The 12,087-nt window shown below is 59.4% G+C and carries 11 protein-coding genes; 5 read left to right on the top strand and 6 right to left on the bottom strand.

Going from position 1 to position 12,087, the window contains the following annotated elements:
- Window positions 1-37 precede the first annotated feature (37 nt).
- Window positions 38-997, top strand: a complete 960-nt coding sequence (locus tag NW812_RS04385) for a GDP-L-fucose synthase family protein (RefSeq protein WP_414394442.1) — start codon at window positions 38-40, stop codon at window positions 995-997.
- Here the strand turns inward: NW812_RS04385 and NW812_RS04380 are convergent.
- The 3 genes from NW812_RS04380 to NW812_RS04370 all read right to left on the bottom strand — a co-directional run bounded on the left by NW812_RS04380 (window position 994) and on the right by NW812_RS04370 (window position 4,146).
- The gene (locus tag NW812_RS04380; protein ID WP_414394439.1) at window positions 994-1,731 is read right to left on the bottom strand and encodes a DevA family ABC transporter ATP-binding protein; all 738 of its coding nucleotides are present in this window, start codon (window positions 1,729-1,731) and stop codon (window positions 994-996) included. The two genes, NW812_RS04385 and NW812_RS04380, sit on opposite strands and share 4 nt — an antisense overlap.
- A gap of 64 nt (window positions 1,732-1,795) precedes the next feature.
- The gene (gene devC / locus NW812_RS04375; protein ID WP_414394436.1) at window positions 1,796-2,974 is read right to left on the bottom strand and encodes an ABC transporter permease DevC; all 1,179 of its coding nucleotides are present in this window, start codon (window positions 2,972-2,974) and stop codon (window positions 1,796-1,798) included.
- Window positions 2,975-2,982: 8 nt separating this feature from the next.
- The gene (locus NW812_RS04370; protein ID WP_414394433.1) at window positions 2,983-4,146 is read right to left on the bottom strand and encodes an ABC exporter membrane fusion protein; all 1,164 of its coding nucleotides are present in this window, start codon (window positions 4,144-4,146) and stop codon (window positions 2,983-2,985) included.
- 208 nt (window positions 4,147-4,354) lie between these two features.
- Between NW812_RS04370 and murC the strand changes: the two genes are divergently transcribed.
- From murC to NW812_RS04355, 3 genes are all read left to right on the top strand, one after another.
- Window positions 4,355-5,827, top strand: a complete 1,473-nt coding sequence (murC, locus tag NW812_RS04365) for a UDP-N-acetylmuramate--L-alanine ligase (protein ID WP_414394431.1) — start codon at window positions 4,355-4,357, stop codon at window positions 5,825-5,827.
- Window positions 5,828-5,880: 53 nt separating this feature from the next.
- Entirely contained in the window at window positions 5,881-6,888 is a 1,008-nt protein-coding gene (murB, locus tag NW812_RS04360; RefSeq protein WP_414394428.1) for a UDP-N-acetylmuramate dehydrogenase, read from the top strand.
- 376 nt (window positions 6,889-7,264) lie between these two features.
- Window positions 7,265-8,041, top strand: a complete 777-nt coding sequence (locus NW812_RS04355; protein WP_414394425.1) for a DUF3598 family protein — start codon at window positions 7,265-7,267, stop codon at window positions 8,039-8,041.
- On the opposite strand, the gene NW812_RS04350 is transcribed toward NW812_RS04355, so the two are convergent.
- A complete protein-coding gene (locus NW812_RS04350; protein ID WP_414394424.1) occupies window positions 8,007-8,789 on the bottom strand; it encodes an alpha/beta hydrolase in 783 nt (260 codons plus the stop codon). The genes NW812_RS04355 and NW812_RS04350 overlap by 35 nt on opposite strands.
- Window positions 8,790-8,825: 36 nt before the next feature.
- A complete protein-coding gene (locus NW812_RS04345) occupies window positions 8,826-9,599 on the bottom strand; it encodes a ZIP family metal transporter (RefSeq protein ID WP_414394421.1) in 774 nt (257 codons plus the stop codon).
- A gap of 524 nt (window positions 9,600-10,123) precedes the next feature.
- Between NW812_RS04345 and NW812_RS04340 the strand changes: the two genes are divergently transcribed.
- Window positions 10,124-10,909, top strand: coding sequence for a hypothetical protein (locus tag NW812_RS04340; RefSeq protein WP_414394419.1), 786 nt, complete (start codon window positions 10,124-10,126; stop codon window positions 10,907-10,909).
- On the opposite strand, the gene NW812_RS04335 is transcribed toward NW812_RS04340, so the two are convergent.
- Window positions 10,906-11,913: an aspartate-semialdehyde dehydrogenase gene (locus NW812_RS04335; RefSeq protein ID WP_414394416.1), complete on the bottom strand. Its 1,008-nt coding sequence runs from the start codon at window positions 11,911-11,913 to the stop codon at window positions 10,906-10,908. The two genes, NW812_RS04340 and NW812_RS04335, sit on opposite strands and share 4 nt — an antisense overlap.
- Window positions 11,914-12,087 lie beyond the last annotated feature (174 nt).

Raw genomic sequence — 12,087 nt, 5'->3', positions numbered from 1 at the left:
CTGCCATAATGAAAGCCGGGAATTTTCCGCGCCAGCCATGTCCACTGCCATCGATCTCAGCCAAAAGCGCATCTTGCTGACCGGAGGGAGTGGCTTTTTGGGCAAACATGTCCTGCAACAGTTGTACCTCCTGGGCGTCAAGCCGGAGCAGGTGCGAATCCCACGCTCCCGCACCCAGGATCTACGCCGCTGGGAAGTTTGCCAAGAGGTGGTGCAGGGACAGGACATCGTCATCCACCTGGCGGCCCACGTGGGGGGCATCGGCCTCAACCAGGCCAAGCCAGCAGAACTCTTCTACGACAACCTGATCATGGGATCCCAGCTTATCCATGCTGCCTACCTGGCGGGCGTGGAGAAGTTTGTCTGCGTGGGCACCATCTGTGCCTACCCCAAGTTCACTCCTGTCCCCTTCAAAGAAGAGGATCTCTGGAACGGCTACCCGGAGGAGACCAACGCCCCCTACGGCATTGCCAAGAAAGCCCTGCTGGTGCAACTGCAGGCCTACCGGCAGCAGTACGGCTTCAACGGCATCTACCTCCTGCCGGTCAACCTCTACGGCCCCATGGACAACTTCGATCCCGAAACTTCCCACGTCATCCCCGCTTTGATCCGCAAGGTGCATGAAGCCCAGCAGCGGGGCCAGAACTACGTGGAGGTGTGGGGAGATGGCAGCCCCACGCGCGAGTTTTTCTACGCCGAAGACGCAGCTCGGGGGATCCTTCTAGCCACCCAGCTCTACAACAGCCCCGAGCCCCTGAATTTGGGCACCGGCGAAGAGATCTCCATTCGGGATCTGATTGCCCTCATCTGCGAGCTGATGGGGTTTCAAGGAGAGATTCGCTGGCGAACTGACAAGCCCAATGGCCAGCCCCGCCGCTGCTTAGATGTCTCCAAGGCCCGCGAGAAGATTGGTTTTGTGGCCAAGGTGGGGTTGCGGGAAGGGCTGCAGCGCACCATCGACTGGTACCGCCGTCACGCCTCCCAGGGAGCAACCTAGGCAATGGGCTGGCTCTCCAGCCGTCCATCCTCCATGTGCAGCACCCGGTCAGCAATGTCAAGGATGCGGTTGTCGTGGGTTACCAGCAGGATGGTGCAACCTTGCTCCCGCGCCAACTTCTCCATCAGGGTCACCACCTCGCGGCCCGACCTGCTATCGAGGGAGGCCGTCGGCTCATCCGCTAGCACCAACTTGGGGTGGCTGACGAGGGCGCGGGCAATCGCCACTCGCTGCTTTTGACCCCCTGAAAGCTGTTCCGGGTAGTAGTGGACGCGATCCCCAAGACCCACCGCTGCCAGCATTGTTTCTGCCCGCCGTTGGCTCTCCTGGGGAGACAGGCCGTTGTGCAGCTCTAGGGCCATGCGCACATTCTGGGCTGACGTCAGGGATCGCAGCAGGTTGTGAGCCTGGAAAATATAGCCAATTTTGCGGCGAACCTGGACGAGGGTGCTGGGCTTGGCTCCCCGCAGCTCCTGCCCCAACACCTGCAGGCTGCCCTCTTGCACCGAGCGCAAGGCTCCTAGGAGAGTGAGCAGCGTGGTCTTACCGGAGCCAGAGGGTCCAGTCAACAACACAATCTCCCCCGGGTGCAGGACAAAGTTGATGTCAAAAAGGACTTGCCGGCGCAGGGATCCCTCACCGAAGTAGTGATTTAGCCCTTCGACTTTGACCACGGGCTCAGCGGTATTTTGAGTGGAGGTAGGGGCAGTTTGATTGAGAAGGGAAGTCAGCATAGGAAGCTCAGAATCTCAAATGACTAACTAAGGAAGCCACCATTCTGGATTCCTGCTTCAGCAGTTAGAAAATGTCGGCAGGATCAGCAGCCCGCAGCCGCCGCACAGCAATGGCTCCTGAGATAAAGCACATACTCACCGTTAGCCCCAGGACCAACATCGCTCGGTTAAAGGTCATGGCAATGGGCAATAGGGTAGCATTGGCCGTCAAATCGTAAAGCAAAACAGCCAAGGCAAAGGCGGGAATGTAGCCCAAAACAGCCAGCAAAAGGGCCTCCTGAAGCACCACCCCCAACAGGTAGGTGTCAGTGTAGCCCATGGCTTTGAGGGTGGCATACTCCGCTAGGTGATCAGATACATCGGTGTAGAGAATCTGATAGACAATCACAATGCCGACGATAAAGCCCATAGCCACCCCCAGGCCGAAAATAAAGCCGATGGCCGTGCCTTCCTCCCAATAGCTCCGCTCCATGTCAATGAACTCTGCCCGCGAGAGTACTCGCACGTCCTCGGGCAGCAGAGCCCGCATCTGATCCAGCAGCGGCTTGGGATCTACCCCTGGCTGGAGTTGCACCACGCCAATATCCACCAGGCCAGGCTCGCGCTGAGGAAAAATCCGCAGGAAATTGAGGTCACTGGTAAGGATGGTACCGTCGGCGCCAAAGGTAGCCCCCATCTCAAACAATCCCCCTACCCGCACCCGGCGGTTGCCCACTTCGGTAACGACTTCTTGTCCAGCCTCAAACCATTGGGCAATTGGACCAAACTCGCTGCGGGAGCGGCGGTCAAAGAGCACTACGTCAGCTTTTTTAATCTCCTCCAGCTCGTCGGGGGTTAGCCCTGGCAAATCCACAAGGTCGGCAGAGGGATCCACCCCCACGACAAAAATGCTGCGAGTGCGACGGGTCTCAGGGTTTTTCCAGAGGGCAAAGCTCAAATACACAGGCGAGACAGCTCGCACTCCCTCAAAGCCCAACGCCTGATAGAGCCGCCGCTGCGAAAAGGTGTTCATGGCAATAAGGGCGTTGGACTGGGGACTGACTAGGAAAATCTCCCCTTTGAGGGCAACATGGAAGCGGATGGCACTCTCCAGCAAGCTGTCCTGGAAGCCCAGCTGCATGAACATGAGGATGCAGGCAAAGGTAATGCCTGCTAAAGCCACCAGCAGGCGGATCTTCTCCCGCATCAGCTGCAGCCAGGCTAGGGGAATGCGGCGCCCAATAAAGCTGAACAGGCTGGACATCGCCCCCTCTACCCCTCAGCATCAATGGCCACGTTCACCTGCAGGTTGGTCAGGCCGGCCACGCGGGCACTGCTTTCTGGATCCAGGCGGATGTACACTTCCACCACCCGCGCATCTACGTCAGCAGCAGGGTCAGTGTTGAGCACGTCTTTCTTGCCAATTTGCAAGCCTACCCGCTCCACTCGGCCCTGTAGGGTTTCTGGCAGCACGCGGTTGCTGATGGTAGCTCGTTGTCCTGGTCGCACCCGCAGGATGTCGGTTTCGTAAACTTCGGCCACCACCATCATCTGGTCGGTGTTGCCCAGCTCGAGAATCCCTTGGTTAGCAGCGATCACTTCCCCCGGCCGAGTGTGGATTTTCAGCACCTGGCCAGCCCGGGGGGCACGGATGAGGGTGCGCTCCAAGCGGGCTTCCGCCAGTTCCAGGTTGCGGGCCAAAGACTGCAGCTGCACCTGCGCTTGGGCCCGTCTCAACGCCGCTTCAGCAGCTTGCACTTGGGCCTGGGCATTGCGCAGATCCCGCTCGCGGGCAAGGCGCAGTTGGTTGAGGGTGGCCTCGGCAGCTTGTAAGTCCTCCTGGCGCTGTCGCACCACCAGAGCCTTTTGATCGAGTTCCTGCTGCGAAATAGCTCCCTCCTGCCAGAGAGCCTGAAAGCGAGCCAGATTGGCCTCAGCATCGGCTAGCTCCGCCCGAATGCGCTCCACCACGGCTTCCTGGGAGCGGATCTGCAACTGTTGGGGCTCGTCCAGCCGGCTAAGGCGAGTGCGTGCTTCTTCAATTTGAGCCTGGCCGAAGCGGGTCTCAGCCTCTAGACGGGCACGGGCCTCTTGCAGTTGGGCGGCAGCGTACTCCCTCTCCGCTAGGCGCTCGCTGTAGCTTTCCAGACGGGCCAATACCTGCCCCGCCACCACCCGCTCCCCTTCGGCTACCAACAGCTCCCCCAGTCGTTCGCCAGGAGGGCCAGCAACACGGATAACGCTCCCCTCCGGCTCCAGACGGCCCAGAGCCCCGACCGAGGTAGCCAACGGCGTTGCCCCGCCTGCTGCCGGAGTTTCGGCTGGCGGCGGCGTTGCTCCTTGGGTAGCTCCTTGTTGGCTCAACCCTAAGGTAGCTAGCGCTGCCCAGCCAACCAGCCCAGCTCCTGGCAGTAACCACAGCAGTTGGGGTCTCATTTTGCCGTCAACTTCAAGCCTACAGCTACCCCTTCATTAAGAAGCTTAAAGCTTTGTGGAAAAGAGTGTCAAGTTCGAAATTGCACTTTAAGCAGCTCTTTTTCCTTAGGCTTTGCTTCCCTGCTGCAGAAGGCGAAAAACTGCTGATATGATCTGCCTTGCAGCAGCTTTGGTTTTAGGTGTGTGCGAGGAGTGAGGCAACGTTGCAATGGTGGAGACAGCGGGGGGAGAAGATCCCGGCATTTCGGTGCAGGCTCCGTCTTCATCTCTACTTGGGCAAAGCTTGGAGCTGTCGAACTCCTCCCTTTCGGCCTATCACTTTGTTGGAATTGGGGGGGTCGGCATGTCTGCTTTGGCCTATATTTTGGCGAAGAAAGGGTTTCGCGTTTCGGGGTCCGATATTGTTGCCAATAACCGCACTCGCCGCTTAGAGGCGTTGGGGGTGCGCGTTATTCAAGGTCACACGGCAGAGGGGTTGATTGGGAATCCCCAGGTGGTCTACTCCAGCGCCATTCGCCCCACCAACCCGGAATTAGCGGCGGCTCTAAACAAGGGACTAAAGGTTTGGCACCGAGCCGATTTACTAGCGGCTTTGTTTAACCATCGCCCAAGCATCGGCGTGGCGGGCACTCACGGCAAAACCACCACCAGCAGCATGATTGGCTACATGCTGCTTGCTGCGGGCTGGGATCCCACCCTAATCATAGGCGGGGAGATGGAGGCGTGGGACGGCAACGCTCGCCTAGGCCAGGGAGAATACCTGGTGGCGGAGGTGGATGAGTCAGACGGATCGCTGGTGCGTCTCTATCCCAAAATTGGCGTGATCACCAATGTTGAGCTAGACCACCCAGATCACTATGCCAATCTGGAGCAGGTCATCCGGGCCTTTCAGCAGTATGGGCAGCAGAGCCAAACCCTAGTGGCCTGCCTGGATTGCCCCAACGTGGCCACCCACCTCAAGGTGGACGTGGGCTACAGCCTGGCCGGACATCCCCAAGCCCAGTACCAAGCGCGGCAGATTGTCTACAAGGGCAATTCCACTGCCGCCGAGATCTGGGAAAGGGGATCCCTGCTGGGTCAGCTACGGCTGCAAGTGCCGGGATCCCACAACCTCAGCAATGCTCTAGCAGCGGTTGCCGTTGGGCGACAGTTGGGCTTGGAGTTTCCGGTAATTGCCTCTGCCCTGGCCGAGTTTCGAGGGGCGCAGCGCCGCTTTGAGGCCAAAGGGGAGGTGGGCGGGGTTACCTTTATCGATGACTATGCTCACCATCCCAGCGAGATTCGCGCTACGCTGCAGGCAGCACGGCTACAACAGCGGCGCGTGGTGGCAGTATTTCAGCCCCATCGCCATAGCCGCTTGGCCGCCCTGTTTCAGGATTTTGCCTGCTGCTTTGAGAATGCAGATGTGGTGGTGATTGTGCCCACCTACGGGGCAGGAGAGCCAGCGTCGGAGCATTCTGACAGCTTGCGGCTGGCCGTGGCGGTGGCGGAACACCATCCCCAGGTGCGCTATGTGTCTTCTTTAGCGCAACTGCCGCAGGTGTTGACCTCCATTTTGCAAGCTGGGGATCTCGCTATCTTTCTGGGTGCAGGCGACCTCAATCAGCAGATAGCGGCTACGATGCGGGCATATGCAGCCCAGGTGGGGGAACAGCTCCAGACTCCTCCGGAGGGAGAATAGCCTGGGCAAAGAACCCACGCTTTCAACATGGCTGCTTCTGAGGTATCAACACTATGACGACAGCTCCGCTGGTGCCTCAGCAGAACAGGTCCTGTGGGCCCGACGCCGCAGGCCATGCTGGTAACGAGGAGCTTCTTCCTGCTGGGCAAGAAGCGCTGCTGTCTGGACGGATTCGCCCAGGGATCCCCCTGGCCCCTCTGACCACTTTGCGGGTGGGGGGCAGGGCGGAGTGGTATTGTGAGCCCGGCAGCAACCTGGAGCTGCGGCAGTGTTTGGCTTGGGCGCGGGCAGAAGGGATCCCTGCCACTCTAGTGGGGGCAGGCAGCAATTTGCTCATCAGTGACGCCGGTTTGCCAGGGCTAGTGATCCACACCCGGCGTTTGCGCGGGCTGCAACTGCTGGAGGGGGGGAGGATCTGGGCCGCTGCCGGAGAACCTTTGGTCAACCTGGCGCGGGCGGCTGCCAAGCAAGGCTGGAGTGGACTGGAGTGGGCGATTGGGATCCCAGGCACGCTGGGGGGAGCAGTGGTGATGAATGCTGGCGCCCACGGGCAGGCCATGGCAGACGTGGTGGTGGAGGTGCAGATTTTGGATGAAGAGCAAGAGCCCTGCCGCTTGAAACCCGCCGACCTGCAATTTGGCTACCGCCGCTCGCGGCTGCAGGACTTGCCCTGGACGGTTATAGGGGCAACATTGCAGTTGATCCCGGGCCAAGATCCAGCCCAGGTGCAGTGGGAAACCCAGCGCCACCTCAACCAGCGCCTAAGCTCTCAGCCCTATCATCTGCCTAGTTGTGGCAGCGTCTTTCGCAACCCCGAAACCTATCCCGCTGGCTGGTTAATTGAGCGAGTGGGTCTAAAGGGCTACCGAATCGGCGGAGCCCAAATCTCCGAGCGCCATGCCAACTTCATCGTCAATTGTGGCCAGGCCAGCGCCAATGACATCTACCGCCTAATTTGCCTAGCCCAGGAAAAAGTCTATCAACAATGGTCGATCCTGCTGGAGCCAGAAGTACGCATTCTGGGATCTTTTGAGGATTCTTCGATAGCTAGTTTTTTCTGACTTAATCTGCTCTTGCTACCCCCTTAACAGTTTACGGGTTAGGGTATGGCTGCTTTGCGTCGATGCCACCATGTGGAGTCCTACTTCAGACTGGTAAACGACGAAAACTTGAAAGAACTCCTTCCCGCTATGGCAGCGGGATCACAGAAGCTATCTCCAAGCTCCATTTTTATAACCCCATTAGGATCCAAGGTACTCGGTGTCCTATTCGTTCCACTAAAGCCTCCGCAACTGCAGGCTGCATTGTCATTTTTTGAGCCGCGGTAAACCACAACCCTTTCATCAGAAAGCTGATGTTATCCCCAAAAGGTAAAATACCACCCCGGAGCTTCTTCTCCATCGGCTCTGTCTTCAACGTTGCACTTCAGGCTTCTTCATGAAAACCCCGATACAATGCCTAGCCCTACACTTGGGAGAATGGCACGGCCTCTTTTTTGACTATCGACCTACTGCCCACGGTGGTTGGGAGCTAGTAGGCCAAAAGCGCAGCCTCATTACCTTTGAGGCTTTGGAGTTGGGCGCGATCCGCCAAACCAATGCCTACTACCCCCTGGAGGGATCCCCTAACCCAACAAGCCGCCAGAGCTGGGTTTACCGAGATTTCTCGCCCGGACTGCGCTTTTTCCCCGATGGCTCCTTTTCTAACGGGCGGCTGCAACTAGCGCCGTTTAGCGACTTTGCCGTTGAGCAAGGCTTTCTCTGGGGAGATCGCAAGGCGCGGCTGGTGCAACAGTGGGATGCCCAGGGCTGCCTGGCGCGGGTGACCGTCATCTTAGAGCGGCGCGGCCAAGCGCTGGATCTGGTTGCCGACTTTCCCTCGGTTACCCAAGCGCAACTGAGCGCAGCCCTGCAAGGAAGATGGCGGGGGATTGCCCAGAGCTTTTCTGCGGTCGATAGCTTGCCCAGCGAAACTGAAGTTCAGTTCTGGGGGGAAACAGAGACTCGGGATCCTCTGCCGGGAGGGCTGTGGGTTGGCGGGCCGGATCCCTTGCCCATCCCTACCCTTCATCGGGATCGCCGCTTTTCCGTCAGCCTAAGCTGGTTTCCAGAAGGGCCGGAGGGCCGCCACCTGCTGCGCCTGGTGCGTGACTACGACGAGCGCGGCGCTTGGCAGCGGGTTACCCTAGTGCGGCTGGAGCGGGATCCTGGGTGAGAAAAGCACAGACCTGGGCAAACACGGTCTCCCGCTCGCAGTCCAAAGTGAGAACGTGGTCGGAGCGCTCCAGCCACTGCAGGCTCTTCTCGGCGGATCCCAGTTCCCGATACAGCCACACCGCTTGGTCGGGATCCACCACCGTATCTTGGCGCGGTTGCAGGATGAGGGTGGGCACTTGAATGCTGGCTACCTCCCCCTTGACCTGCTCGATGAGCTCGAGGGCGCTGCGCACCGCCGTCAGATTGAAGCTGCGAAAATAAGCCACTTTTTCTGCCAAAGCGCGGACATTGCCATCCCGGATCGGCAGGCGGAAGCGGGGGACATCGTCCAAAAGCCAGCCCAGGCTGTTGAGGTACTGCTCCAGGCGAAAGAGGTAGTACCAGCGGTGGCGAATGGCAAAAAACGGCGCCAGCAGCACCAATTTGTGGACAGGATGGGAAAAGGCCAGGTGCAACGCCAACAGGCAGCCGGTGGAAAACCCCACGAGCGAAAGGCGCGGGTACTCCTGGCGCAGAGCTAGGTAATGTTCCAAAGCCCGCCCGTACCACTCCGTCCAGCGGGAAGGGGGCATGCGGGGTGCTGGGCGGTCATGGCCGGGGTAGTTAAACCCCTGCACCGTTAGGCCGGCTGCCAACAGCCGCTCCGCCAGCCACTGCAACTCGTAGACGCCACCCCCCAACCCGTGTAGCAGCAGGCAGGCGTGCTCCCGTGATCCCCGCCACAGAAAAGGCTCGTTGCTCAGCATTGAAAACCTCGCGTCAAGACAGGAGAGGATCCCTTTCTAGCCCAGCGCAATATCGAGCAGCAGCATCAACAAAAACCCACTGAGAACGCCAAAGGTGCCCTCCCGCTCCAACCCCTGCCGGTGCGACTCAGGGATGATCTCATCGGAAATGACAAACAACATCGCCCCCGCCGCAAAAGCCATGCCCCAGGGTAGTAGGGGCTGCGCCAGAGAGACCACCGTTGCTCCCAGGATCCCGCCGATGGGCTCCACCAGTCCGGTCAGCAGGGCGATGCCAAAAGCGAACAGCCGCGAGTACCCCTGGCCCACCAGTGACAAAGCCACCACCAGCCCTTCTGGCATGTTCTGCAAGCCGATCCCCAACGCCAACGCCAACCCATCGCCGACTTGGCCGGTAGCGAAACCCACTCCCACCGCCAGTCCTTCCGGGAAATTGTGCAGGGCGATGGCAATGATGAACAGCCAAATCCGTTTCAAATGGGCGCGGTTCTCCCCTTCCACCCCTTTGAAAAAGTGCTCGTGAGGAAAGAGGCGGTGGGCACTCTCCAGGAAGATCGCCCCCAACAACAGGCCCGCCCCCATAATCACCGCCGCCTCGAATTGGGAATGTCCCAGCGCCAGGGCCGCTTCGGTACCCGGCACCAGCAGCGAAAACGAGGTGGCTGCCAACATCACGCCACCCCCAAACCCTAGCAAGATCCCTTGCACCCTCTCCGAGAGTGAGGGAAGAAACAGCGCCGGCAAAGCCCCCAACCCCGTTGCCAAGCCGGCCACAAAGCTAGCCAGGGATCCCGTTGCAATTGGATGCACAGATCACTCTCCCTGAAGGCCCAATGCCTCTCAATTTTCCCCTCGACGACTGAAAAATGGCTCCCCGACTGCTGAGGCGCAGCTTGCGACCTTCTCTGCATGTGTCGTAGGCTGGGGATCTCCGCTTGGGAAATTGTTAACCTGCTAAGCAGAATACAACTAGGTGTCAATGTTTTGCGTCACTCCCAGTAGATTCGTCTTGGTGCTAGGCTCTCTAGAACCGAGCTGCCACCCCTGAGGAAAACGCACTTCTAGTTAGCGACGACTAAATAAGTGAGGCAGAGATGACAAGAAGAGCAATTACAACGCTTGTGGCTCTAAGCCTAAGCCTGGGAGGAGTTGGCTTGGGGCTAGCCGGCTGCGGTGGAGGCGGAAGCGGTGGGACGATATTGCCCACGCCGACACCTACACCGACACTCACACCGACCCCAACTCCAACACCCACCCCAACCCCGACACCTACGCCGACTCCAACACCCACGCCGGGTGCCCCGACTTTTACCAAGGCATTTAACCCCACCTCGGTGGCTGCTGGCCCCACTGCCAAAACAACCCTGACCTACACGATCACCAACACAGCCGCTCTGCCGCTGACGGGTCTAGCCTTTTCCGATCCCCTGCCTGCCGGCTTGATCGTTGCCACTCCCAACAACCTCAACAACGGCTGTGGCGGGACTCTGGCAGCTGCACCAGGAGCAACTTCCATCTTGCTGGTCAACGGCTCATTGGCAGCCAACGCTAGCTGCACCATTAGCCTGGATCTTCAGGTTACAGCCACGACAGCGGGATCCCTGACCAGCCCCGCGGTAACCCTGAGCAGCAACCAAGCGCCTAATGCCACCGCTGCGGCTATCAACTTAACGGTAACGGTGCCAGCTCCCACCTTTACCATGGCCTTTGCTCCCAACCCGCTTGGCCCAATTGGCCCACGTCCCGTTACCGGGAATGGAACTCTGACGTTTGGGATAACCAACAACGCAGCCATTCCATTGACGGGCTTGGCCTTTAACCACACCTTGCCGGGAGGGCCGCCTCCTTTAACCGTATCTGCCCCACCTCCTCCCTTACCTGCTTCCTGCGGTGCTGGAGCTACCCTCACAGCCTCGGTGGGTGGGAACACCATTCAATTCACCGGAGGACAAGTAGCCCCAGCACAAACTTGCACAGTGACCATCCCTGTCCAAGTCACATTCGCAGCTACGGACTCACCCGGCACCTACAACTACACCAACTCCCCGGTGACGTTGAACAGCACTCAGGCTGCCCCTGTTACAGCGGGGCCAGTAATCTGGACAGTTGTAGTGAATTAGTCCTTCAAAAGCAGCTCGGCAATTTGAATGGCGTTGAGGGCCGCACCTTTGCGGATTTGATCCCCGCATAGCCACAGCTCCAGGGCCTTGGGCTCGGAGATGTCCTGGCGGATGCGGCCCACCGCCACTTCATCCTTGCCGGCCACGTCGATGGGCATGGGAAAGCGGTTCTGCTGCCAATCTTCAATGAGCACCACCCCAGGGGCCTGGGCCAGGATTTGCCGGGCTTTTTCCACAGGGAAGGGCTGTTCAAACTCCAGGTTGAGGGCCTCGGCGTGGGTACGTAGCACCGGCACCCGCACACAGGTAGCTGTCAGCCGCAGGTTGGGGGATCCCATAATCTTGCGCGACTCGTTGACCATCTTCATCTCTTCCTGACAGTAGCCGTTCTCCTCCAGGGGGCTGTTGTGGAGGAAGAGGTTGAAGGCGATGGGGTAGGGGAACACCTGGGGCTGAAAGGGCTGGCCTTGCAGGTAGGCGCGGGTTTGCTCCTCTAGCTCCACCATCGCGCGGGCCCCGGCCCCACTGGCCGATTGATAGGTAGCAGCCACCACCCGGCGCAGCGGGATGTGGCGATGCAGGGGGTAGATGGCCACGCACATCAGGATGGTGGTGCAGTTGGGGTTGGCAATGATCCCTTGGTGACGGAAGGCTTCCTGGGGGTTGACCTCGGGCACCACCAGCGGGACATCGGGATCCAGACGAAAGGCGCTGGAGTTGTCGATCAGCACCGCTCCTGCCTCGACGATGGTTCTGGCCCAGGTTTTGGAGACACTAGCACCGGCAGAGGCCAGCACCAGATCCAGGCCCCGGAAGGCCGCTTCTGAAACCGGCTCCACCGGGATCCGTTCCCCCTTGAAGGTCAAATAGGTGCCCGCTGAACGGGGCGAGGCCAACAGCTTCAACTCTGCCACCGGAAAGTGGCGCTCTTCCAGCAGTTTCAGCAGCTCCGCTCCTACTGCTCCTGTGGCCCCCAAGATGGCCACCCGTTGTTGCCGTCCCATGCTTTCTTGTCCTCAGGTTTTCCTCATTCTATGGCTCTCCTCTAGTCCTTGATTCACCGGACAATTGGCCACTTTGTGGCATGACCAACCTCCTGCCTTGACGGAGATGGGCTGAGCTAGTAGGCTTGCGAGTACATCTTTTCTGGTAGGCACTTTGCCTAGGCTAAAGTTGGC

It is taken from the genome of Synechococcus sp. O70.2 (genome assembly GCF_047462135.1).
Lineage (GTDB): Bacteria > Cyanobacteriota > Cyanobacteriia > Thermostichales > Thermostichaceae > Thermostichus.
The sequence above is the reverse complement of the archived record's forward strand: the minus strand, read 5'-3'. Positions and strand labels throughout refer to the sequence as shown.

Excerpts from the sequence above, each read along its gene's own strand:
- NW812_RS04350 (WP_414394424.1), bottom strand. The coding sequence starts at position 8,789 with ATGCTGAGCAACGAGCCTTTTCTGTGGCGGGGATCACGGGAGCACGCC.
- NW812_RS04355 (WP_414394425.1), top strand. The coding sequence starts at position 7,265 with ATGAAAACCCCGATACAATGCCTAGCCCTACACTTGGGAGAATGGCAC.
- NW812_RS04380 (WP_414394439.1), bottom strand. The coding sequence starts at position 1,731 with ATGCTGACTTCCCTTCTCAATCAAACTGCCCCTACCTCCACTCAAAAT.
- murB (WP_414394428.1), top strand. The coding sequence starts at position 5,881 with ATGACGACAGCTCCGCTGGTGCCTCAGCAGAACAGGTCCTGTGGGCCC.
- NW812_RS04385 (WP_414394442.1), top strand. The coding sequence starts at position 38 with ATGTCCACTGCCATCGATCTCAGCCAAAAGCGCATCTTGCTGACCGGA.
- NW812_RS04335 (WP_414394416.1), bottom strand. The coding sequence starts at position 11,913 with ATGGGACGGCAACAACGGGTGGCCATCTTGGGGGCCACAGGAGCAGTA.
- murC (WP_414394431.1), top strand. The coding sequence starts at position 4,355 with ATGGTGGAGACAGCGGGGGGAGAAGATCCCGGCATTTCGGTGCAGGCT.
- NW812_RS04370 (WP_414394433.1), bottom strand. The coding sequence starts at position 4,146 with ATGAGACCCCAACTGCTGTGGTTACTGCCAGGAGCTGGGCTGGTTGGC.
- devC (WP_414394436.1), bottom strand. The coding sequence starts at position 2,974 with ATGTCCAGCCTGTTCAGCTTTATTGGGCGCCGCATTCCCCTAGCCTGG.